The organism is Kribbella lupini, assembly GCF_039529595.1.
GTDB lineage: Bacteria > Actinomycetota > Actinomycetes > Propionibacteriales > Kribbellaceae > Kribbella > Kribbella lupini.
Window position 1 is genome coordinate 2,057,708 of the sequence record NZ_BAAANC010000001.1, and the last position, 21,423, is coordinate 2,079,130.

Consider the following 21,423-nt stretch of genomic DNA (forward strand, 5'->3'; position numbering starts at 1 on the left):
TCCTAGCTGTGGGGGCGGTACAGCTTTCGGTACTCGCTCGGGGTGACCGAGCTGACCTGGCGGAAGACCTTCGAGAAGTACGACTGGTCCATGCCGACGGCGGCCGCGATCTCCTCCATCGGCCGTGAGGTCGAGGCGAGCTCGCGCTGGGCCCACTCGATCCGGGCCCGCTTGAGGTACTGCTTGGGCGACAGGCCGAACTCCGCCCGGAAGTACCGGATGAACGTCGGCTGGTCCTGCCCGAACCGGGAGGCCAGATCCTCGACAGTCAGCGGGCTGCCGAGGTTGGCCTGGATGTACTGCACGACGTCCGACTCGCTGGTCTGCTGCGGCGACAGCTGCACGGTCCCGGGCGGCGCGCTGTCCAGGTAGTGCGCGAACAGCGCGGTCAGCGCCGACCGCAGCCGCAGCGGAGTCGCGAGACCGGGCGGATCCCGGTCGGCCGCGCCGACCTGCTCGAACAGCGCGCCGGCTTCCTCGGGCGACTTGCTGCGGACGACGTACGGGAGGCTCAGCACCTCACCGATGTCCTTGTCGCCGATCAGCGCGGAGAAGTGCAGCCAGTGCTTGCGGTACGTGTTGTCGCTGATCGCCTCGTACGACACCGGCACCTCGGCCGGGAGGTAGCAGAGATCGCCGGGCTTCGGGTCGAGCACCTCGTCGCCGACGACGAGCCGGCCCTCGCCCTCGAGGATCAGGTAGAGCCGCGAGAACGGATCGGGCTGCAGCGGGCGCGCCCACTCGCGGTGCACCTTGGTGATCCGCGCCGCGACCACGAGGTCGAGGCGCAGCCGGTCGAGGTGCGTGCGGATCAGCTCGTCCTGCTGGGTGACGGTTGCGCGTGGGCTGTTCATGAGCTGTGCGGTCCGACCTCGGCTGCGGTCAGCGGGCTCCCCGCGGGGCGATGCTTCGAGTACTCGTCCGCGCCGACGTCCGCGCGTCCGTGCCGCTGGTCGCCGTCGAGGTCGGTCTCGACGCCGGGGTACCAGCGCGTGGCCGCGTCTCTGGCCGGACTGTGCTCGGTCAGTCGCCGTACGCCGTCCGCGCCCGCCGCCAGGCGGGGATCCTTGCGGGTCGCCGGTACGTTGCCGTCGGCGGCGGCTCCCCAGGTGAGATTGCCGGAGAAGTCGATCCCGTCCGGGTACGGCATGTTGATCAGCTGCCCTGTGTCGCCCATCAGGAGATTGTCCGTGATCGCGCAGTCCAGCGGCGGGAGGGTCCGGTGACTCTCCCCGACGATCGCCGAGTTGCAGTCGAGAACCGTGTTCAGCCCGATCCGGACCCGGTCGGGAGCGTCGTTGCCGCGCCGGGACTCCGCCGACTCACCGGCGAAGTGGTCCCGGACCGACCCGCTCCCGAGCACGATCCCCGCGCTCCCGATCCGTTCCAGGTAGTTGTTGACGATCAGGTGGTCGTTGCCGTAGATCCGGATGCCGTTGCTCCCGGCCAGCAGGTAGTTGCCCTCGACGCGGTTGTTGTTGCCGTGCCGCAGGACGATCCCGCCGGTGCTGTCGCGGATCGTGTTCCGCCGGATCACGTTCCCGGACGACTTCACCGAGATCGCCTCCGGGTCGCCGTTCGCGCGCCCGAACAGGTTCAGCTCGATCACCGCGCCGGCGTGCGACAGCGCGCGCGGGCTGACACCGAGCCGGATCGGCTCGCCGCCGTTGTCACCGGCGAACGTGTGGTCGCGGAAGTGGTTGCGCGCGACGTACACGCCCTGGGCCATCGAGCTGGTGCCGGCGCCTTCGATCCCGAGGTAGATCCCGAGCGTCGACTTGCCGTGCCACACGTTGCGGACGATCGTCGAGTGGTCCGCCCGGACCATCACCCAGTGCAGGCCCTCGAAATCGGCCAGCTGGAAGTCGTTGTGACTCAAGCGGATCCGTCGGCAGTCCGGCGGCAGCTCGAGCGTCGTCCGCTGCCGGAAGACGAAACCGCTGATGGTCAGGTCGGAGGACCCGGTCAGCACGAAGCTCTGCTCGCCGGTCAGCGTCACCCCGCCACACGACTCCGCCCGCACGGTGATCGGCCGCCGCCGGCTTCCGCGCTTGCCGGTGATCGCGATCGGCGAGGTCACGTCATAGGTGCCGTCAGCAAGTACGACGGTACTGCCGGGGACCGCACGGTCGATCGCCTGCTGAAAGTCCTCCAATGAACGAGTCAGTGTCTTGGGAGTGTTTGCAGCAAATGCTTCAGAAGGCATGGCAAGACCAGCTGCGGTCACACCGGTTGCGGTGAGGAAGGTTCTTCTCTTCATGGGTCCTCCTGTTCACAGGAACAGTTCGATGACGGGGACCGCGACCTCGGGGCGGCGGACGGGGAGTTCGAGCGTGAGCGTGCCGGGCGGCTGAGCACCGGGGCGGGTGTTCTCGGCCGTACGGGTCGGGTCCGGCACGACGAGCTGGATCTCGGACCCGTCCGACAGCAGCTGGGCGTACCGGACCTTCCCGGCCAGCCCTGGCAGATGGACGTGCTTGAACGGCCAGCTGAACAGATGCAGGTACAGCCGATCGCCGTTCTGCGTGTAGCGGCAGTCGGTCGGAGCGTCGTACGCCGAAGCACCGCACCCGCGGATCGACCGCTCGTGCAGGCGCATCCACTCCCCGATCGCAGCCAGCCGCGTCTCGGCCTCGGGATCGATCAGCCCGCGCCCGGTCGGGCCGACGTTCAGCAGCAGGTTGCCGTCCTTGGAGACCCCGTCGACGAGCATCCGGACCAGCAGCTCCGGCGACTTGTAGTCGACGTTGTCCCGGTCGTACCCCCAGCTCCCGTTCAGCGTCTGGCACGCCTCCCAGGCGACGCCCATCGGCCCGGACGGCTGGTACTGCTCGGGCGTCACGAAGTCCCCCGGCAACCCGGTCCGGTCGTTGACCAGGATGCCCGGCTGCAACTCCCGGACCATCGCCAGCAACTCCTCGGCGCCCCAGTCCTCCGCGCCCTTCCCACCCCAGGTGTTCGGGCGCCCGGCGTACGAGAAGTCGAAGAACAGGTAGTCGATCGTCCCGAAGCCGGTCAGCAGCTCACGCACCTGCCCGTGCAGGTACTCCCGGTAGACGGCGATGTCCCGCGGCCGCGGATCGGGCTCGTCGCGCTGCGGATGCAACCCGTCGATCGGGAACTCGGGATGGTGCCAGTCGATCAGCGAGTGGTAGAAGCCGACCTTCAGCCCCTCCGCCCGGCAGGCCGCCACGAACGGCTCGACCAGATCCCTCCCGTACGGCGTGTTCGTCACCTTGTAGTCGGTCAGCGCGCTGTCCCACAGGCAGAACCCGTCGTGGTGCTTGGTCGTCAGTACGACGTACCGCATGCCGGCCGCCTTCGCCGACCGCGCCCACGCGCGCGGGTCGTACAGGTCCGGGTCGAACCGGTCGAAGTACCGCTGGTACCGCTCGTCGGTCATCCGTTCCCGGTTCTTCACCCACTCGTGCCGGGCGGCCAGCGAGTACAGCCCCCAGTGCACGAACATCCCGAACCGGTCGTGGCGGAACCACTCCATCCCAGTCACCCTTTCAGCGCGCCCGAGGTGAGCCCTCGCGCGAACGACCGTTGGAAGAACAGGAACACCAGCACCGACGGCAGCAGCGCCAGCAAGGACGCGGCCAGGACGACGCCCGGCGTGACGACGGGGTCGATCCGCAACGTCCGGAGGGCCAGCGGCAGCGTGTACGCCGACGAGTCCGTTGCCACCAGCAACGGCAGCAGGTACTGGTCCCAGATCATCGTGAAACCGAACACCCCGATCACGCCCAGCGCCGGCTTGCACAGCGGCAGGATGATCTGGGCGAAGATCCGCAGCTCGCCGGCGCCGTCGATCCGGGCCGCCTCCTCCAGCTCGCGCGGCACGTCCTTCATGAACTCGGTCATCACCAGGATCGAGAACGCCCACGCGCCGAGCGGCACGATCATCCCCGCCAGCGTGCCCATCAGGTTCAGGTGCAGTAGCGGGAGGTCGCCCAGCACGAGGGTCAGCGGCAGCGCGAGGATTTCCTCGGGCAGCATCATCGTGGCCAGGATCGCGACCATCACCAGCGTCATCAGCGGGAACACCTTGCGGGCGAGCGCGTATCCCGCGAGCACCGAGACGGCGACCTGGAGCAGCAACCCGAAGCCGACGACGAAGAACGAGTTGAGCAGGTACCGCAGGACGCCGTGGTCGAAGGCGATCCGGAAGTTGTCCAGCGTCGGGCTGCGCGGGATCACGCTCAGCTGGGTCGGGTCGGACACGTGGTTGAACGAGCTGACCAGCAGCGCGAGCAGCGGGCCGGCGAAGACGACGAACAGGCCCGTGTAGACGACGACCTTGATCAGCTTCGCGCCGAGGCCGGTGCGTTCGGTGAGACCGAGGGCGGTCTCGGTGGCGGCGCTCATGCGGCTCTCCTTCGACGCAGCAGCTGGACGCAGACGGTCAGGACGAGCGTCGCGGCGAACAGCAGCACCGCGCCGGCCGAACCGACACCGAGGCGGTTCTGCTCGAGACCGAGCTTGTAGATGAGCGTCATCACGACCTCGGTGGAGCCGTTCGGGCCGCCGTTGGTGAGCAGGAAGACCTCGGTGAAACTCCGGAACCCGCGCACGGCCGCCAGCACGAACAGGATCGCGAACACCGACCGTAGCCCGGGCAGGGTCACGTGCAGGATCCGCTGCCGCGTGGACGCGCCGTCAACGGTCGCCGCCTCGTACAGGCCGCGGTCGATCCCGGCCAGCCCGGCGAGGAAGATCATCATGTCGTACGGCGCCCCGCGCCAGATCCCGGTCACGACGATCGAAGCCAGCGAGCTGTCCGGGTGGTTGATGAACCCCGACGGCCCGAGCCCGACCAGCCCGATCACCTGGTTCATCAGCCCGTCGGCGGTCGGGTGGTACATGATCCGCCACAACTCGGCCACCACCGCCAGCGGCACCACCACCGGCAGGAACGCCGCCGACCGGATGAAGCTCAATTTCCGGGTCTGCCCCTCCACCAGCAGAGCAAGCCCGAACCCCAGCACCATCGACCCGAACGTCTGCCCCACCGCCAGCACCACGGTGTTCCAGGCCGCCGACCGAAACCCCTCCGACCCCAGGATCTCGGAGTAGTTGGCCGCCCCCACCCACGTGTTCCCGAGGTAGGGCTTCACGTCCTGCACGGACATGGAGATCGCCTGAGCCATCGGAATGAACTTGAAGTAGAGAAAGAGGATCAGAGCGGGAGCCAGGAACACCCAAGGCACCCACCACCGGCCGCCGAGCGTGCCGCGCGCGGCGCCGCCGGGCCGGACCGTGCCGGGGCGCCCGCGAGCGCCGCGCCGGCGAAGCCGGCTGCGGTCCGGGGCGGCGCTGCCCCCCGCCCCCACTCCCCCGCCCACCACCTGTTGGGTTTCCTCTTGGACCGTCATGAGGCGGCGATGCCTTGCTGGGTGAGGGCCTCACCGAGTTTGCCGTCCAGCTTCTTCAGTTCCTCACCGACGTTCAGGCTGCAGTCGGCGATCAGTGCGTTGATGGTGTCGGCAGACGACTGTCGTACGGCGGTCCAGTTGGGGATGGAGGGGGCGTACCGACCGTGCGCCGCGTAGGCGTCGGCGTACACCTTCCACCGCGGATCGGGACGCACCGACGAGATGTCGACCGACTTGTTCACCGGGAGCTGCACGATGAACGCCTTCTCGCCGGCCATGCCCAGCTTCTGGCCCTCCGCCGAGATCGCGAAGCTCGCGAAGGCGTCCTGACCGGCCCGGTTGGCCGAGCCCGCCATCAGATAGACACTGCCGCCCTCGGCCAGCACCGTCGCGTCCTTCGGACCGGCCGGCATCGGCACGACCTCGTACTTGTCCTTGCCCAGCGCCGCGTCGAACCGCGGCAACAGGTACGGCCCGACGACGTACATCCCGGCGCGGCCCGCCTCGAACGTCTCGTTGGTCGGCGGCGTGTCCATCGTCGCCGCGCCCGGCTGCACGACCTTCGCCGTACAGGCCAGGTCGCGGAACCACGTCGTCGCCGCGACCGACTCCGGCGTACTCATGGTCGGCTTGTACTTCCCGTCGGGCTGCGCCGCGATGAAGTCACCACCACCGGCCCACAGGAAGTTCGAGAAGTACCACGACGCGTACCCACGCTTGGTCGACCCCGGAACGGCCAGCCCGGCCGTGTCCGCCTTGCCGTTCCCGTCCGGGTCTCGCGTCGTGAACGCCTTGGCCAGCTCCGCGAGCGCCGACCACGAGCCGGGCACCGGGAGCCCGACCTTCGCCCGCCAGTCCTTCCGGATCAGCAGCGCGCTGGCCTGCGCCGAGTACGGCACGCCGTACGTCTTCCCGTCCCCGGCGCGACCGGCCGCGAGCGCCGGCTCGAGCAACTGGTCGCTGCCCTTGATCGCCGCCAGGTCGACCTCGCGCACGATCCCCTGGCTGACCATCGTCCCGAGCTGCGACGAGTCGTTCAGGACGAGGTCCGGCAGGTCCTTCTGCGCCGCGCGCTGCGACAGCTTCGTCTCGAAGTCGTCGAAGATCGCGGTCACCGCGACCTTCTGCCCGCTCGCCGCCTCGAACGCCGCGGCGAGCTTCTTCATCCCCTTCTCGCCGTCGCCGCCGGGCGTGGTCCGGACCCACAGCTCCAGCGGAGCCTTCGGGTCCTGGGCCACCTCACCGGCGCCGGACGTCCCGCACGAGGCCACCACCAGGGCGGCCGTCACCCCCGCGGCGACGAGTCTCCATGAGCTGCGCATGCCACCTTCTCCTGTCGACGAAGAGGCGAATTTGTACTTTCTGCGCCTCATTTCGTCGCAAGATAGCGCTTTCCAAAGAAGCCCGTCAACGGCTCACCGGTCAGCGAGGGGACGGCGAGGCGTTCGGGCCACGCCCGAAACCGGCAACTCCGCCCTGCCGAACCGTCCGCGCGGTGAGCGTCCCGTCGGCCGTTTCCCCGCTCACGACCACCTGCTCCCCCGCCTTCAGATCCGCCGCCGAGCCCTTGCTGCTGATCTCGTACGACGTGTCGCCGGTCAGCTTCACCGTCACGTCGCCGTTCTGCGTCTTCACCACGAGCCGGCCGTCCGCCGCCGAGACGACCGTGCCGATGGCCGCGTTGCCGGCCCCCGGACCAGCACCCTGGCCGAAGCCTTGCCCTCCGCCTTGGCCGCGGAAGCCGCCGTACCCACCCGCACCACGGCCGGCCTGGGGCGCCGGACTGTCGGAGGCGAAGGCCGCGTGCAGCCCTGCTCCACCCGCCAGCCCGATCGCCAGGACGACGATCCCGCTCAGCACCGCCGTTGCCACCGGCAACTTCAGCGTCCGCTTCGGCTGCAACGCCGCCTCGACCTCCTGGTCGGACCCGATCTGCGCGAAGTCGTCGGGTGTCTGGTTGCTCATCAGGAACCTCTCTTACTCGTGCCGCAAGGCATCGATGGGACGGAGACCGGCCGCGCGGTGCGCCGGCATGCTGCCGAAGAAGAGCCCGACCGCCGCGGACACGCCGAAGGCGAGCGCGATCGACGACGGCACCAGGACCGGCCGAACGCCGGCCAGCTCGAACCGGCTGACCACCAGCGCCGCCGCGACCCCGACAGCGCCGCCGATCAGGCTGAGCAGCGTCGCCTCGATCAGGAACTGACCGAGGATCGCCCGCCGCCGCGCGCCGAGCGCCTTGCGGATCCCGATCTCCCGGGTCCGCTCCGTGACGGTGACCAGCATGATGTTGGTGACGCCGATCCCGCCGACCACCAGGCTGATCGCCGCCACCGTCGCGAGCAGCGCGGTGAACGTCGCGGCGGTGTCCTGGCTGGTCTGCAGGATCTGCGCCGAGTTCGTGATCCGGAACGGCGAGGTCTGGGTCGCCGGCACCTGGTGCCTCGCCGCGAGCAGTTGCGTCACCTCGGCCTGCGCAACGTCGACCCGGTCCTTGCTCGTCGCCTGCACGACGATCTGGTTCAGCGCGCCGTACCCGGCCTGGGTCGCTCGCAACGTGCTGATCGGTACGACGACCGCCGCGTTCGGATCGGCGAACCCGGTGCTGTCCTTGCTCGCCAGCACGCCCAGGACGACGAAGTCGACCGCGCCCAACTTGACCGTCTGGCCGACCGCCGCCGCGGGTCGCGTGAACAGTTCGCTCGCCGCGGTCTGGCCGAGCAGAACCACGCGAGCCGAGGTGTCGACGTCCTGCTGGGTGAACGCGCGGCCGATGCCGACCGGGGTGTTGGTCGCAGGCAAGTACTCCGGCGTCGTACCGATCATCTGGTTGACGGTGTAGCTGGTGTCGCCGTTGGTCGCCGTACCGGTGCTGGTCATCACGGGAGCGACCGCGGCGACGTCAGGCGCGAGACGGTCGTCGGCAAGCGCTTCGGCGTCGTCGGTCGTGAGCGCGTACTGCTGCGCGGACGGACCAGCCTGTCCGCGGGCGAAACCGCCGCCTCCGCCGGACGCCGAGACGGTCAGGAGATTGGTGCCCATGGCCTCCAGCCGGTCCTGCACCGCCCGGCCCGAACCGTTGCCGACCGCAACGAGCACGATGACGGCGCCGACGCCGATCGAGACGCCGAGCACGGTCAGCAGCGAGCGCAGCTTGTTGGCGCCGAGACCGCGCAGCGCGGCCCCGAACAGGTCGCGAGGGGACATCAGCGGGCCACCTCGTCGGCGACGGCGCGACCACGTCGGCCCTCGGCCGGTACCGGGCCGTCGGCCACGATTCGGCCGTCGGCCACTCGGATCAGCCGCCGGGCGCGCCGGGCGACCTCGTCCTCGTGGGTGATCACGATCACCGTCCGGCCCTCGGCGTTGAGCGCGTCGAACATGCCGAGCACCTCGTCGGTCGAGTGGGCGTCCAGGTTGCCGGTCGGTTCGTCGGCGAGCAAGATCCGCGGGCCGGTCGCGAGCGCGCGGGCGATCGCGACGCGTTGCTGCTGGCCGCCGGAGAGCTGGTTCGGGCGGTGGTCCTCGCGGTCGGCGAGGCCGACCAGCTCGAGCGCCCGTCGTGCTCGTGCACGTCGTTCGGAACGGCGGAGATGCGCGTAGGTGAGCGGCAGCTCGACGTTCGCCAGTGCGCTGGTGCGCGGGATCAGGTTGAACGACTGGAAGACGAAGCCGATCTTGCGGCTGCGGACGAGGGCCTGCTGGTCCTCGGACAGGCGCGCGACATTCGTCCCGTCGAGCCAGTACTCGCCACGACTGGGGACGTCGAGGCAGCCCAGGATGTTCATCAGCGTCGACTTGCCCGAGCCGGACGAGCCCATCACCGCGACGTACTCGCCGGCGCGCACCTGCAGGGAGACCCCGCGCAGCGCGTGCACGGCCGTCTCGCCCGCGCCGTACGTCTTCGAGACGTCCCGGATCTCGATCAGGGCGTCAGCGGCCACGGTTCACTCCCCCGCCCTGGCCGCCTTGCCCGAAGCCACCAGGTAGCTGTCCGCCCTGCCCCTGACCGACCGGGAACTGCCCGGTCCGGCCCTGCCCGGTCCGGCCCTGCCCGGCGCCGGTCGCCCCGATCGCACCCTGCAGCAGTTCGACCTGGTCGCCTTCGTCCAGGCCGGACTTGATCTCGGTGAAGCTTCCGCCCTGTACGCCGATCTGCACCTCGCGGCTGCTGCCGTCGGCCAGCGTCACCGTGTGCGTCGTACCGGACGTCACGACCGCCGTACTGGGCACGTAGAGGGCGTTGGACGCCTTCGCGGTCTGGACGGCGACGTTCGCCGTCTGCCCGATCCGCGCGCCGGCCGGGAGCTTGGCCAGGCTGAAGGTGGCCGAGTACGCGACGACGCCGTTGGTTGTCGTCGGCGTCGGCGAGACCGACACCAGCGTCGCCGTCAGCGTGGTCCCAGGATCGGCGTTGAGCGTGACGGTCGCGGACTGCTTGGCCTTGATCTTGACCGCGTCCGCCTCGGGGAACGCGGCGACCACCTGCAACGACTTCAGATCGGCAAGGTCGACGAACCCTGAGGTAGAGGTCGAGGCTGCCGCGGTGCCGGCAGTACCTGAACCTCCAGTGGAACCAGAGTTCGAGGCGTCGCCCCCGGCGACCGACCCGACCGAGCCGTTCAGCGCCGTGATCGTTCCCGCCATCGGTGCGCGCAAAGTGGTCGCGGTGAGCGCGTCCTGAGCAGCTTCCAGGTTCTGATCGGCTTGTTCTTTGTCAGCCTTCGCCCGGGCCAGCGCGGACTTGGCGTTGGTCACCACTACTTCAGGATTTTGCGTCTGCCCTTGACCGGTCGTCGGGGTTGCCGTTGCCTCTTCCGCATCCTCGGCCGCCTGCTCGGCGTCGTCCAGGGACTCCTGCGCGGCGTCCACCGAGTTGGCGGCGGCGATCTGGTTCTGTTCGGCGATGCGCACCTGGCGCTCGGCCGGTGCCGGGTCGATCTTGGCCAGGGCCGCGTTCTTCGCGACCACCTGACCCACCTTTACGTACACCGCGGTGACCGTCCCGGAGGTCGCGAACTGCGGCGACGCCGACTGCGAGCTCTGCAGGGTGCCGCTGGAGCTGACGCTCGCGACCACCTCCCCGCGGGCGACGGCGACGCTCGGGCGCGTCGTACCGGCCGCCTCCGACTCGTCCCGGAAGAACAGCAGGTAGGCGGTGACGGCGATGGCCACCACCACCGCCACCAGGGCCACGTTGAGCAGGCTGAGGCCACGGAGTTTGTGGCGTGGGAGGACCATGGACGCTGACGCTAGGGAGCGTTGCTGAGGAATGGATCGGGGCTTGCTGGCAACTGGCTGTGAATGCGGCTGCTCGTTTCAGAGTGTGGTACGGGACACACGCTCATCTGTGAACAGGTGATGACGCGGGGTCACGACGGGCTCGTCAGGTGCGTACCTCGGCCTCGGGCATGCCAAAATGGGAATGATCCGCACTGGCCGACCGTTGGTACGGATGACGAAATCTCGGAGGTTTGACATGTCTAATCGCGTTCTGCGTGGTTCGGGGCTGGGTGGGGTCAGCTTCGAGGACGACCGTGGTGTGGAGTTCGCGCCGCGCCAGATGATCACTTACGACTGCCCCCGCGGTCACGTGGTCGAGGTGACGATGGCGCACGACGCCGAGGTCCCCGCGATCTGGGAGTGCCCGCACTGCGGCAGCGAGGCCGCCCGTTCGACCGGTGAGAAGCCGGAGCCGAAGCAGGAGAAGCCCGCCCGGACGCACTGGGACATGCTGCGCGAGCGCCGGAGCATCTCCGAGCTCGAGGAGCTGCTCGCCGAGCGCGTCCAGCTGCTCCGCAACGGCGAGATCGGCCCGGCGCACCTGCACCGTGCCCGCAACACCACGGGCAAGCGCACCGCCTGACCCCACAGCACGTACGAACGGGCCGTTCCGCAGAGTCGCGGAACGGCCCGTTCGCTGTGTCCGGACACCCACCGCCGACGCCAACCCCGGACCCCCGACCGCCGGTCGGCGGCGTGCGGGTGCAGTTAGGGCGTGTCGGCGACCGTGACCTCCATCACTCGCCGGCCGGCTGCCTCCGGGAACCCCAGAGGTCACTCGCTACGATCCAGAACACCCGCCAGCCGAGCCCGACCACCACCGGCAGGACCGCGAAGACGACGAGCAGGACGACGGTCCACCATCGCGTCCACGGCGCAAGTTGCCCCTCGTCGGTCGCGAGCGCGATCACCTCGGTGAGCGACGCCGCGACGCAGAACATCGCGAGGCCGATCTCCCAGTCCCTGAGCTTCCTCAGCGGACGAGCGGGCGGTCCGGCCGCGTCCCGGCGGTCGCTCACTGGTCCTGGGGCCGGTCGGGGTCGATGACCTCGCCCTGGACGACGTCGTCGTTGCGGCGGCGCTGGGCCTCGGCCTGGTCGGCGGTCGGCGGGCGGTAGGAGCCGGGCATGAAGCCGGTGATCGGGTTGCCGCCGAGCTGGGCGACGATGCGCCGGCCGAGGAACGCCGACATCGCGCGGCGCGCCAGCGGGCGGGTGAACGGCAGTACGAAGAAGAACCCGACGACGTCGGTGGCGAAGCCCGGCGTGAGCAGCAGGGTGCCACCGATCAGCAGCAGTGCGGCGTCGGCCAGCTCCTTGCCGGGCATCCGGCCGGTGTCCAGCGACGACTTCAGCGCGGCGAACGCCCGCCGGCCCTCACGCTTGATCAGCCACGCGCCGAGCGCGCTCTCCACCAGCAGCAGGGCGACCGTGGGCCAGCCGCCGATCACCTGGCCGACCTGGATGATCACGTAGATCTCCACGATCGGCACCACCAGCAACGCCGCCGCGACGAACCAGGGCAGCCCTCGGGTCTTGCGCACGGGTTTACCGGACACGTTGCTCATGGTGCACCTCTCCTACCGCCCTCACCGATCGGGTCAGACCGGCACCTTCTCAGTGCTGGGGGTCGCGGCCGGAGGGGTGCCCGGATCCACCGGACGGTTCCGGCGGCGGGCGGCCAGGGCCAGCACTGCTCCCATGATCCCCAGGCCGGTCAAGATCCACTGCGGCCAGCCGCCCAGCCGGGTCGCCAGGGTCTGGCCGTCGCGGACCGGAACGGACGCGACGTACACGTCGGGCACGAACTGACCCGACTTGTGCTCGACCTTCCCGTCCGGCCGGACGACGCCCGAGATCCCCGACGTCGACGCGATCAGCACGGTCCGCCCGGTCTCGATCGCGCGCATCCGGGTGATCGCGAACTGCTGCTCCGGCTGCCCGGTCCCGCCGTACGTCGCGTTGTTGGTCTGCACCACCAGGACCTGGGCGCCGCCCTTGGCCAGGTCGGACACCACGTTGTCGTACGCGAGCTCGAAGCAGATCAGGTCGCCGTAGGTGACCCCGTTGATCGGCATCAGGCCGGGACCGACGCCCGGCGCGGTCTGCCGGCCGACCATCTCCAGGCGCTTGATGTACGGCAGCAACTGGTCGCGGAACGGGATGTACTCACCGAACGGCACCGGGTGCCGCTTCGCGTAGCGCTGACCCGGCCCGCTCGCCGGGTCCCAGACGATGCCGGTGGTCTGGCGCTCGTTGGGCCCCGGCCCCTCGGTCACCGCGCCGACCAGGATCGGGACGTTCACGGCCTTCACGGCCGCCTCGATGTCCGCCCGGGTCTCGGCGTCCTTGTACGGGTCGATGTCGGTCGAGTTCTCCGGCCAGATCACCAGGTCCGGCTTGACCTGCGTCCCGGCCTCGACCTGCCGCTGCAGGTCCAGCGTCGCGTTCAGGTGGTTCTTGGTGACGGTCCGGGCGCGGCCGAGGAACTCCAGCCCCTTGCCCGGCACGTTGCCCTGCACCATTGCCGCGGTGATCGTCTTGCCGTCGCCGTCGGTCGACAGCGTCATCAGCGAGCTGCCACCGACGATCGCGACGCCGGCGACCAGCGCGACGACGCGAAGACTCAGAGCGCTCTTGCGGCGCAGTACGGCGTACGCGAAGACGCCGAGCAGCGCGATCAGGAAGCTGAGCCCCGCGATCCCGACCAGCGAGGCGAGCCGGCCCAGCGGCGAGTCCGAGAACGCCCAGGCGAGCCGTCCCCACGGGAACCCGCCGAACGGCACCGAAGCGGTCGCGAACTCGGTCGCGACCCACAGGCACGGAATCCACAGCATCCACAGCTTGTGCTTGAGCGCCTGACTGGCCAGCGCGCCGAAGACGGCGTAGAAGAGGCCTTCGAGGATCGCCAGCGCGATCGCGGCGTCGCCGCCGATGACGCTGAGCCAGGGCACCAGGACGGCGTAGTACGTGATGCCGAAGCCGGCGCCGACCAGGATGCCGCCCTTCACCGAGACGCCGTTCAGCGCGGCCAGGAAGAGCGGTACGGCGGCGACGGCCAGCCAGGGGTGGTCGTGAGGTTCGAAGGCCAGACCCAGCAGGGCGCCGGCACCGACCGCCACCACGATCCTCGGCACCAGCCGTGCCAGAGCCTTCAACCGGTCCACTCGGGTCCCCTTCGCCTCACCGCCCGGCACCTGCCGGTGCGCACGACGGTACAACGTAGGAGCACCCCGAAGAGATCCGGTCGGTGACGCAGAGGTGTCGAAGTGGTGTTACGGCACCGACGCGGCTCGAAAGGCCACTGTCGGGCAGGAGAGAGGAAAGAGGCTCGGCCGCCCTTCGGACCAACCGGCGGACCGCTGGATGCGGGCCGCCCGGCTGTTGTCTACTGGGCGCCGAACCTCTTCCACCTCTGCCCCGCGGGGGGCTGTCCACCGGCGATCTCAGCCCCCGTCGACTCAAGCCTGGCACTGGCCTGGTCAGCGTCGCGGGATCATCCGGTGGCCGAACTCTGTGTGTCCGAACTGTGTGTGTCCGTTGGAGAAACGAACGTTGACGACTCCCAAAACGATGCTCGCTCGCAGCGGTGGTGTCAACCTCTGCGCCGCCTCCTTCAAGGCGTTGTAACACTTTCGGCTGTCCTCAAGGGGATAACGGCCCGCGGAAAGCGAAGTCACGTTACAGAGTGGTCTCGGCACGTAAGGTGATCGTTACCCAGGGCAACTAACTGTCACGCGACCGGGACAACGACCGTCCCGGTCGCCCTGGTGATCAACAGCGGCTCGGCCAGCACCTCGGCCGCCGACTCGGACTGGTCCGGCCGTCCCCGGCAGACCACGTACGCCGCGAAGTCGAGCTCGCGGCTGCGCGTACCGACCCGGGAGATCGTCGCCGTCACCTCGACCATGTCGCCGGCCCGCAAGGGCTGCACGAACTGGACATCGGAGTAGGAAGCGAACAATCCTTCATCTCCGTCGGCCACGATGCAGACCTCGGTCGCGACGTCGCCGAACAGGCCGAGCACGTACGCGCCGTCGACCAGGTGGCCCGCGTAGTGGGCGTGGCTGTACGGCACGTACCGGCGGTGGGTGACCGACAGACCGACCTCGGCCTTGCTCATGCGCTTCTCCTGTTCGGGGTGCGGGCTCGCTTCGTCACCAGGACGTCGACCAGGTAGCTGGCCACCTCGCCGGGCGTCGTACCGCGACCGAAGACCCGGTCGACGCCGAGCTCACCGGCCATCTGCTCGGTGAAACGGGGGCCGCCGGCAACCAGTACCGGGCGGGTCTCCTCGGAGTAGGCCTCGCGGAACGCGGCCGACATTTCCTTGGTGTTCAGGACGTGCGCCTCGCGCTGGGTGACCACCTGGGAGACCAGGATCGCGTCGGCCTTCTCGGCCTTGGCCCGCCGGACCAGCTCGGGTACGGCGACCTGGGCCCCGAGGTTGACCACCTTCAGCTCCCGGTAGTACTCCAGACCCTTCTCCCCCGCGAAGCCCTTGATGTTCATGATCGCGTCGATCCCGACGGTGTGCGCGTCGGTCCCGATGCAGGCGCCGACCACGGTCAGCCGGCGGCGCAGTCCCTTGCGGATGGCAAGGTTCGCGTCCTTCGGCGCCAGCAGCGGGTAGTCGCGCTCGATCACCTCGACCTTGCTGGTGTCGACCAGGTGGTTCACCGGGCCGTACACGACGAAGAAGGTGAAGTCCGGGCCCATCGGCTTGGCGTGCACGACCAGCGCGGGGTCCATGCCCATCTTGTTGGCCAGCTGCACCGCCGCGCCCTCGGCCCGCTTGTCGTGCGGGACCGGCAGCGTGAACGACATCTGCACCATCCCGTCGCCGGTGGTGTCGCCGTACGGCCTGATGATGCTCACTGCGCCTCCTCGAGCAGCTCGATCGCCGGGTTGTAGTACGCCGCCGACCGGCGGGCCACGCCGTCCAGGCCGCGACCGGCGTCCTGCGGGCGCTTCATCAGCCCGAAGGTGCCGTCACCGATGGCGTTCAGCAGACCCTCGTCGACGATCCGGTCCAGCAGGTCGATCGACTCGCCCAGCACCTGCCGGGCCCGGTTGGCGATGAAGCCGTCCGGGGCCGGGTGGAAGTCCTCGTGAAGGTTGCCTGCGGCACCCAACACGTACCGGACGTTCTGCAGCGCCAGGTCACGGTCGGAGATCCACGGCGTGACCACGGCCTCGGTCATCATCCCGACCAGCAGGATGCCCTGCCCGGTCATCGCGCCGACCAGGTTGAAGAACCCGTCCAGCAGGTAACCGCGGAACACGTCGCCGGTCATGTGCCGCGTCGGCGGCATCCACTTCAGCGGCGCGTCCGGGAACAGCTGCCGGGCCAGCATCGCGTGCGCGAGCTCCATCCGGAACGAGTCCGGGATCTCCGGGGTGATCTCGAACGCGTGCCCGAGCCCGAGCTGCCAGTCCTCGAGCCCGGCCTCCTTGGCGAAGTACTCGTTCAGCAGCTGCGACACCGTCACCGTGTGGGCGGCCTCGACGGCGTCCGCGGTGGTCAGGTAGTTGTCCTCGCCGGTGTTGATGATGATCCCCGCGCGGGCGTGGATCTGGCGGCTGAAGCGCTGGTCGACGAAGGTCCGGATCGGGTTGATGTCGCGGAACAGGATCCCGTACATCGAGTCGTTCAGCATCATGTCGAGCCGCTGCAGCCCGGCCAGCGTCGCGATCTCCGGCATGCACAACCCGGACGCGTAGTTGGTCAGCCGGATGTAGCGGCCGAGCTCGCGCGATGACTCGTCCAGCGCCGCGCGCATCAGCCGGAAGTTCTCCTGCGTCGCGTACGTGCCGGCGAAACCCTCGCGGGTCGCGCCCTCGGGCACGTAGTCGAGCAGCGACTGCCCGGTGGACCGGATCACCGCGATGATGTCGGCGCCGGCCCGCGCGGCCGCCTGGGCCTGCGGGATGTCCTCGTAGATGTCGCCGGTGGCAACGATCAGGTAGATCCACGGCCGCTGTTCGGGATCGCCGTGCCTGGCGATCAGCCGGTCCCGCTCGCGCCGCCGCGCGTCGACCTTCTTCAGCCCGCCGGCCGCGGCCTTCCGCGCCGCGGCACGAGCCCGTCCGGCGTCCCGCCCCTCCGGCAGCCGGAAGGTGACCGAGCCGGACGCCGCCTTCTGCGCCAGCACCGACAGGTCCTCGGCCTCGCCGCGGACCAGCGCGTCCCAGACCGGCAGCGCCAGCCCGTGCTCCAGGCCGACGTCGGCCCGCACGGTGTCGGCCAGCCGGTTCACCCACGGGATGCCCTCGGAGTCCGCACCGGCCAGGCCGGCCAGCCGCAGCACGGCCCGCTCGACCGAGACCGTGGTGTGCTGCTTGGCGATGTTCACGATCGGCTTGCCGGCCTTGCGCGCGAGGCTGCGCGCCTTCCGGACGGTGACCGGGTCGAGGTCGAGCTTCTTCACAGCACGGGTCACTGGGACCATCCTTCGGAGTCGAACACCAGCCGACCACCGACGGCGGTCCGCAGACAGCTCGGAACAACAGTTGGGTCACTGAGGTCGGGCAGCACCGGTACGCCGGCGCCCGGGTCGGTCGACCAGGCCGCGACCCGCGGGTCCGGCGTCTGGACAACCAGGTCGGCGTCGATCTCCCACACGGCGTACGTCGCCGCCGTACCAGGCGCGAGGACGCCCGCGTCGTCGATCCCGGCCGCCCGCCAACCACCCCGGGTGTGCGCCTGGAACGCGGCCCGCACAGTGATCCGCTCGGACTCGGTCCGATGGAACGCAGCTGCTCGCACCGCCTCCCAGCCACCGAGGGAGGTCACCGGTGCGTCCGACCCGAAGGCCAGGACGACGCCCGCCCGCTGCAGCGTGCCGAACGGGTTCATGCCCTCCCAGCGGTCGCCGACGCGCTCGGCGTACATGCCGTCCGGACCACCCCAGTGGCCGTCGAACATCGGCTGCACACTCGCCACGACGCCACACTTCGCCAGCGTCGCGACGACCGCCGCGTCCGGCATCTCGACGTGCTCCAGCCGGTGCCGCGCGGCCAGCAGGGCCGGGACGCCGACCTTCTCGGCCGCCAGCTCGAAGCCGCGGGCAATGTTGTCGAGGGCAAGGTCCCCGATGCAGTGGAAGCCCGCCTGGACACCCTTCTCGGTGCAGGCGATCACATGCTCGGCGATCTGCTCGGCCGTCAGGTACGCGTGCCCGCGGTGGTCCGCACGATCGGCGTACGGCGCTCGCAGCGCGGCCGTCCGCGAGCCCAGCGCACCGTCCGCGTTCAGGTCACCGGCGAGCCCGGCCAGCCCGTACTGCGTGACGTTGTCGAAGACCCCCGTCTCACCCCAGTACAAGGTTGCCGAGAGCCCCAATTCGTCCGCGGCCTGGCGGACCAGCGGGAGCTCCCAGACCGGGCCGATGTGCGGCGCCGCCATCTCGTGGAACGCGCCGATCCCCCGCTCGGCCATCGCCTTCACGGCCGCCCGCGCGTCGGCCAGCCGCTGGTCGGGGCCGACCAGCTCGCTCAACGCATCCCGTACGGCGTGGTGCGCGTCCCGCTCGACCCGCCCGCTGGCGTCGTACCCGGCCTGACCTTCCAGTCCCTTGACCGCGGCGGCCAGCGACGACGAGATGACGCCGGAGTGGCCGTCCACCCGGGACAGGTAGACCCGGCGGTCGCCACCGGCGCGGTCCAACTCCTCGGCCGTCGGCGGCCGGCCCTCGGGCCACTGCGTCTCGTCCCAGCCGGCGCCGTCGATCACGGCATCGGGGGCGAGGTTGCCGGCGTACGCCGCCAGCCGGTCGAGAGCCTCGGTCAGGCTGGTCGTCCCGACCAGGTCGAGACCGGTCAGCAGGGCGCCGGTCTGCGCGGTGTGGACGTGGGCGTCGACGAACGCGGGCGTGACGAGCTTGCCCTGGAGGTCGATCACCTCGTCCGCGCCGGTCGCGTACGACGAGGCGCTGCTGTCGTCGCCGAGCCAGGTGACCACGCCGTCGTCGAACGCGATCGCGGTCGCGTGGGGGTCGGCGGGTGAGTAGACGGAACCGTTCGTCAGAAGTGTGCGCACAGGGCTAATCCTGCCCCTCCGCCTTCAGCCGGCCTTCGAAGAGTCGCCGGACACCCGGCTCGGAGCGCAGCAGCTCGAGCGCGTAGTCGGCGTGACCGGGCACGTAGCCGTTGCCGACCAGCATCGTCACGTCGGCCGCCAGCCCTTCGGCGCCGAGCGCGGCGGCCGAGAACGAGGTCGCCATCGAGAAGAAGATCACCGTGCCGCCGGACGCGGTCGCGAGCACCGCGCCGTGCTCGCAGCCCGGTACGTCGACGCAGACCACGGTGATGTCCGCCGGTCCCCCGGACTCCTCGACCGCGGTCGCGAGCGCCACCGGGTCGCGAGCGTCCGCGAGCGCGACGACATCGGCCAGCCCGGCCGCCTCCAGCCGCTCGCGCTCGACCTCCACCGGCACGATGCCGATCGTCCGAGCAGCGCCCGAGCGGCGGGCCGCGGCCAGCGCCAGCGAGCCGGATTTCCCTGCGCCGCCAATTACTGACACGACAGGCTTTGTGCCTTTGTCGACATACTCACGGACCACGCGCGCGGTCAGCGCAGGCGCGCCGCAGACGTCCATCACGGCCAGGGACAGCTCCGGGACCAGGTCGTCGGGCAGCTTCGCGACGATCGACCGGGCGAACAAGATCGCGTGTCCCTCGGCCGGGACCTGCTCGCTGCGGCCGTCCCACCGGCGCAGCCCGTCGGTGATCCGCAGCGGGGTGAGCGTCAGCGAGACCAGCGTCGCGACCCGGTCCCCCGGCTTCACGCCGAGCGGCGACTCCGGGCCGACCTCGTCGACGACGCCGACCAGCATGCCGCCCGATCCGGTGACCGGGTTCTGCATCTTGCCGCGGGCCGCGACGATCTCCAGCACCGCACGCCGTACGGCCTCGCCGTCGTGCCCGTGCGCCTCGTCCAGCTGCCGGTACGACGCGGCGTCCAGGTTCAGCCGCTCGACCGAGATCCGGATCTCGTCCGGCCACAGCTCGGGGTGCGCGTCCAGCCGGGCCGCCGCCTGCGGCAGCACACCGGCCGGCTCGATCACGCGGTGCAGTCCGACGGGGCTCGACGACACGCTGCCTCCAAGGGTTCGCGACTCCGGATGAAGCCGGGCAAAATACTACTGATTTCCCGTCTGAGAGGAAATCTTGCGGCGTACTGTTGGATCTGCGGGATGTTCTATCGCTATCCTCACATAAGACCGCATCACCCATGGAGCCCCGGAGGACTTCTGTGACTGAGCTGATCAGCCCGGAGCTGACCGTCGCCGACGGCCAGCCGTACGCCTACGCCCGGACGGAGCTCGTCGAGCCCGACTGGACCCGGATGCCGGGCTTCAAGGACGTCACCGCCGAAGAGTGGCGGTCGGTGCAGTGGCAGCGTTCGCACTGCGTGAAGAACGTCAAGCAGCTGCGCGACGTGATGGGCGACCTGCTCGAGGAGCGCGTCTACGAGGACCTGACCCGCGACCAGGCCGAGCGCGCGACGATGTCGATGCTGCTCCCGCCGCAGATGCTGAACACGATCGTCCCGAACGGCGCGCCCGACTACACCGAGGCGTTCTACGCCGACCCGGTCCGGCGCTACATGCTGCCGATGTTCACCGATCGCCGGTCCGACTGGCCGTCGCACCCGCACGCCACGCGCGACTCGCTGCACGAGCACGAGATGTGGGCCACGGAGGGGTTGACCCACCGCTACCCGACGAAGGTCCTGGCCGAGGTGCTGCCCACCTGCCCGCAGTACTGCGGGCACTGCACCCGGATGGACCTGGTCGGCAACTCGACCCCGGTGATCGACAAGCTGAAGTTCACGATCAAGCCGCAGCAGCGCCTCGACGACATGCTCGACTACCTGCGCCGCAACCCCGGCGTCCGGGACGTCGTGGTCTCCGGCGGCGACGTGGCGAACATGCCCTGGCCGCGGCTGGAGGCATTCCTGACCAGCCTGCTGGAGATCGAGAACATCCGCGACATCCGGCTGGCCACCAAGGCGCTGATGGGGATGCCGCAGCACTGGCTGTCCGACGACGTGCGCGCCGGTGTCGAGCGGGTCGCGACGATCGCCCGGCAGCGCGGCGTGATGGTTGCCATGCACACCCATGTGAACGCCGCCCAGTCGGTCACGCCGCTGGTGGCCGAGGCGACGAAGGCGATGTTCGAGGCCGGGCTGCGCGACGTGCGCAACCAGGGCGTGCTGATGCGTGGCGTGAACGACTCCGTGCCGCAGCTGCTCGACCTGTGCTTCGCGCTGCTCGACGGCGCCACAATCACGCCGTACTACTTCTACATGTGCGACATGATCCCGTTCTCGGAGCACTGGCGGGTCTCGGTCAAGGACGCGCAGCACCTGCAGCACGGCATCCTCGGCTACCTGCCCGGCTTCGCCACGCCGCGGATCGTCTGCGACGTCCCGTACGTCGGCAAGCGCTGGGTGCACCAACTGTCGGAGTACGACGAGGTGCGCGGCATCTCGTACTGGAAGAAGAACTACCGGACCGGGATCGAGCAGCAGGACCCCGAGGCGCTGAACCGCACCTACGAGTACTACGACCCGATCGACACCCTGCCCACCGAGGGCCAGGACTGGTGGCGTACCCACGCCGGCGACTCGATCGAGGCGGCCAGCGCCCAGGCCGCCGCGTCCCGCGCCGCGGCCGAGTCGCAGAAGCTGCTGCCCATCATCTGATCGCGCAGCAACCCGATCGGCTTCCGCCGGTGCCGGCGCACAGGGGTCGGCG

General features: G+C 69.8%; 20 protein-coding genes. 2 read left to right on the forward strand and 18 right to left on the reverse strand.

Annotated features, from left to right (window positions below; translation table 11 throughout):
- Positions 1 to 2: 2 nt before the first annotated feature.
- The 10 genes from ABD235_RS09445 to ABD235_RS09490 form a co-directional block, all read right to left on the reverse strand.
- On the reverse strand, positions 3 to 854 hold the full coding sequence (locus tag ABD235_RS09445) for an AraC family transcriptional regulator (RefSeq protein WP_344172101.1): 852 nt from the start codon (positions 852 to 854) through the stop codon (positions 3 to 5).
- Positions 851 to 2,155 carry a polysaccharide lyase 6 family protein gene (locus ABD235_RS09450; protein ID WP_344172103.1) on the reverse strand — a complete coding sequence of 435 codons (1,305 nt, stop codon included), beginning with the start codon at positions 2,153 to 2,155 and terminating at the stop codon, positions 851 to 853. Before ABD235_RS09450 ends, ABD235_RS09445 begins: the two co-directional genes overlap by 4 nt.
- Before the next feature lie 117 nt (positions 2,156 to 2,272).
- Positions 2,273 to 3,499 (reverse strand): alpha-L-fucosidase, encoded by a 1,227-nt coding sequence (locus ABD235_RS09455; RefSeq protein ID WP_344172105.1) that lies wholly within the window; start codon positions 3,497 to 3,499, stop codon positions 2,273 to 2,275.
- A gap of 5 nt (positions 3,500 to 3,504) precedes the next feature.
- Positions 3,505 to 4,371, reverse strand: coding sequence for a carbohydrate ABC transporter permease (locus tag ABD235_RS09460; protein ID WP_344172107.1), 867 nt, complete (start codon positions 4,369 to 4,371; stop codon positions 3,505 to 3,507).
- Positions 4,368 to 5,378 carry a carbohydrate ABC transporter permease gene (locus ABD235_RS09465; protein ID WP_344172109.1) on the reverse strand — a complete coding sequence of 337 codons (1,011 nt, stop codon included), beginning with the start codon at positions 5,376 to 5,378 and terminating at the stop codon, positions 4,368 to 4,370. The genes ABD235_RS09460 and ABD235_RS09465 overlap by 4 nt, the downstream gene beginning before the upstream one ends.
- On the reverse strand, positions 5,375 to 6,700 hold the full coding sequence (locus ABD235_RS09470; RefSeq protein WP_344172111.1) for a sugar ABC transporter substrate-binding protein: 1,326 nt from the start codon (positions 6,698 to 6,700) through the stop codon (positions 5,375 to 5,377). The genes ABD235_RS09465 and ABD235_RS09470 overlap by 4 nt, the downstream gene beginning before the upstream one ends.
- 100 nt (positions 6,701 to 6,800) lie before the next feature.
- A complete protein-coding gene (locus ABD235_RS09475; RefSeq protein ID WP_344172113.1) occupies positions 6,801 to 7,343 on the reverse strand; it encodes a DUF5666 domain-containing protein in 543 nt (180 codons plus the stop codon).
- A 12-nt stretch (positions 7,344 to 7,355) separates the two neighbouring features.
- On the reverse strand, positions 7,356 to 8,585 hold the full coding sequence (locus ABD235_RS09480) for an ABC transporter permease (RefSeq protein ID WP_344172115.1): 1,230 nt from the start codon (positions 8,583 to 8,585) through the stop codon (positions 7,356 to 7,358).
- Positions 8,585 to 9,322 carry an ABC transporter ATP-binding protein gene (locus ABD235_RS09485; protein WP_344172117.1) on the reverse strand — a complete coding sequence of 246 codons (738 nt, stop codon included), beginning with the start codon at positions 9,320 to 9,322 and terminating at the stop codon, positions 8,585 to 8,587. The genes ABD235_RS09480 and ABD235_RS09485 overlap by 1 nt, the downstream gene beginning before the upstream one ends.
- The gene (locus tag ABD235_RS09490) at positions 9,312 to 10,619 is read right to left on the reverse strand and encodes an efflux RND transporter periplasmic adaptor subunit (protein WP_344172119.1); all 1,308 of its coding nucleotides are present in this window, start codon (positions 10,617 to 10,619) and stop codon (positions 9,312 to 9,314) included. The genes ABD235_RS09485 and ABD235_RS09490 overlap by 11 nt, the downstream gene beginning before the upstream one ends.
- Positions 10,620 to 10,857: 238 nt before the next feature.
- On the opposite strand from ABD235_RS09490, the gene ABD235_RS09495 reads away from it, so the two are divergent.
- Complete coding sequence (locus ABD235_RS09495; protein WP_344172121.1) at positions 10,858 to 11,244, forward strand: RNA polymerase-binding protein RbpA; 387 nt, start codon at positions 10,858 to 10,860, stop codon at positions 11,242 to 11,244.
- Between the two features lie 154 nt (positions 11,245 to 11,398).
- On the opposite strand, the gene ABD235_RS09500 is transcribed toward ABD235_RS09495, so the two are convergent.
- The 8 genes from ABD235_RS09500 to kdd form a co-directional block, all read right to left on the reverse strand.
- Positions 11,399 to 11,680, reverse strand: a complete 282-nt coding sequence (locus ABD235_RS09500; protein WP_344172123.1) for a hypothetical protein — start codon at positions 11,678 to 11,680, stop codon at positions 11,399 to 11,401.
- Positions 11,677 to 12,228: an FxsA family protein gene (locus ABD235_RS09505; protein WP_344172125.1), complete on the reverse strand. Its 552-nt coding sequence runs from the start codon at positions 12,226 to 12,228 to the stop codon at positions 11,677 to 11,679. Before ABD235_RS09505 ends, ABD235_RS09500 begins: the two co-directional genes overlap by 4 nt.
- A 33-nt stretch (positions 12,229 to 12,261) precedes the next feature.
- Entirely contained in the window at positions 12,262 to 13,827 is a 1,566-nt protein-coding gene (gene lnt / locus ABD235_RS09510; RefSeq protein WP_344172127.1) for an apolipoprotein N-acyltransferase, read from the reverse strand.
- Between the two features lie 566 nt (positions 13,828 to 14,393).
- Positions 14,394 to 14,783, reverse strand: coding sequence for a 3-aminobutyryl-CoA ammonia lyase (kal, locus tag ABD235_RS09515; protein ID WP_344172129.1), 390 nt, complete (start codon positions 14,781 to 14,783; stop codon positions 14,394 to 14,396).
- The gene (kamE, locus tag ABD235_RS09520) at positions 14,780 to 15,538 is read right to left on the reverse strand and encodes a lysine 5,6-aminomutase subunit beta (protein WP_344172131.1); all 759 of its coding nucleotides are present in this window, start codon (positions 15,536 to 15,538) and stop codon (positions 14,780 to 14,782) included. Before kamE ends, kal begins: the two co-directional genes overlap by 4 nt.
- Positions 15,535 to 17,103 carry a lysine 5,6-aminomutase subunit alpha gene (kamD, locus tag ABD235_RS09525; protein WP_344172133.1) on the reverse strand — a complete coding sequence of 523 codons (1,569 nt, stop codon included), beginning with the start codon at positions 17,101 to 17,103 and terminating at the stop codon, positions 15,535 to 15,537. The genes kamE and kamD overlap by 4 nt, the downstream gene beginning before the upstream one ends.
- Entirely contained in the window at positions 17,100 to 18,701 is a 1,602-nt protein-coding gene (locus ABD235_RS09530) for an amidohydrolase (protein ID WP_344172135.1), read from the reverse strand. The genes kamD and ABD235_RS09530 overlap by 4 nt, the downstream gene beginning before the upstream one ends.
- 4 nt (positions 18,702 to 18,705) lie before the next feature.
- Complete coding sequence (gene kdd, locus ABD235_RS09535; protein ID WP_344172137.1) at positions 18,706 to 19,758, reverse strand: L-erythro-3,5-diaminohexanoate dehydrogenase; 1,053 nt, start codon at positions 19,756 to 19,758, stop codon at positions 18,706 to 18,708.
- Between the two features lie 158 nt (positions 19,759 to 19,916).
- Here kdd and ABD235_RS09540 point away from each other — a divergent pair, with 158 nt between their 5' ends.
- Positions 19,917 to 21,371: a KamA family radical SAM protein gene (locus ABD235_RS09540; RefSeq protein WP_344172139.1), complete on the forward strand. Its 1,455-nt coding sequence runs from the start codon at positions 19,917 to 19,919 to the stop codon at positions 21,369 to 21,371.
- The last annotated feature ends 52 nt before the right edge of the window (positions 21,372 to 21,423 follow it).

Excerpts from the sequence above, each read along its gene's own strand:
- ABD235_RS09445 (WP_344172101.1), bottom strand. The coding sequence starts at position 854 with ATGAACAGCCCACGCGCAACCGTCACCCAGCAGGACGAGCTGATCCGC.
- ABD235_RS09455 (WP_344172105.1), bottom strand. The coding sequence starts at position 3,499 with ATGGAGTGGTTCCGCCACGACCGGTTCGGGATGTTCGTGCACTGGGGG.
- ABD235_RS09460 (WP_344172107.1), bottom strand. The coding sequence starts at position 4,371 with ATGAGCGCCGCCACCGAGACCGCCCTCGGTCTCACCGAACGCACCGGC.
- ABD235_RS09465 (WP_344172109.1), bottom strand. The coding sequence starts at position 5,378 with ATGACGGTCCAAGAGGAAACCCAACAGGTGGTGGGCGGGGGAGTGGGG.
- ABD235_RS09470 (WP_344172111.1), bottom strand. The coding sequence starts at position 6,700 with ATGCGCAGCTCATGGAGACTCGTCGCCGCGGGGGTGACGGCCGCCCTG.
- ABD235_RS09475 (WP_344172113.1), bottom strand. The coding sequence starts at position 7,343 with ATGAGCAACCAGACACCCGACGACTTCGCGCAGATCGGGTCCGACCAG.
- ABD235_RS09480 (WP_344172115.1), bottom strand. The coding sequence starts at position 8,585 with ATGTCCCCTCGCGACCTGTTCGGGGCCGCGCTGCGCGGTCTCGGCGCC.
- ABD235_RS09490 (WP_344172119.1), bottom strand. The coding sequence starts at position 10,619 with ATGGTCCTCCCACGCCACAAACTCCGTGGCCTCAGCCTGCTCAACGTG.
- ABD235_RS09495 (WP_344172121.1), top strand. The coding sequence starts at position 10,858 with ATGTCTAATCGCGTTCTGCGTGGTTCGGGGCTGGGTGGGGTCAGCTTC.
- ABD235_RS09505 (WP_344172125.1), bottom strand. The coding sequence starts at position 12,228 with ATGAGCAACGTGTCCGGTAAACCCGTGCGCAAGACCCGAGGGCTGCCC.
- kal (WP_344172129.1), bottom strand. The coding sequence starts at position 14,783 with ATGAGCAAGGCCGAGGTCGGTCTGTCGGTCACCCACCGCCGGTACGTG.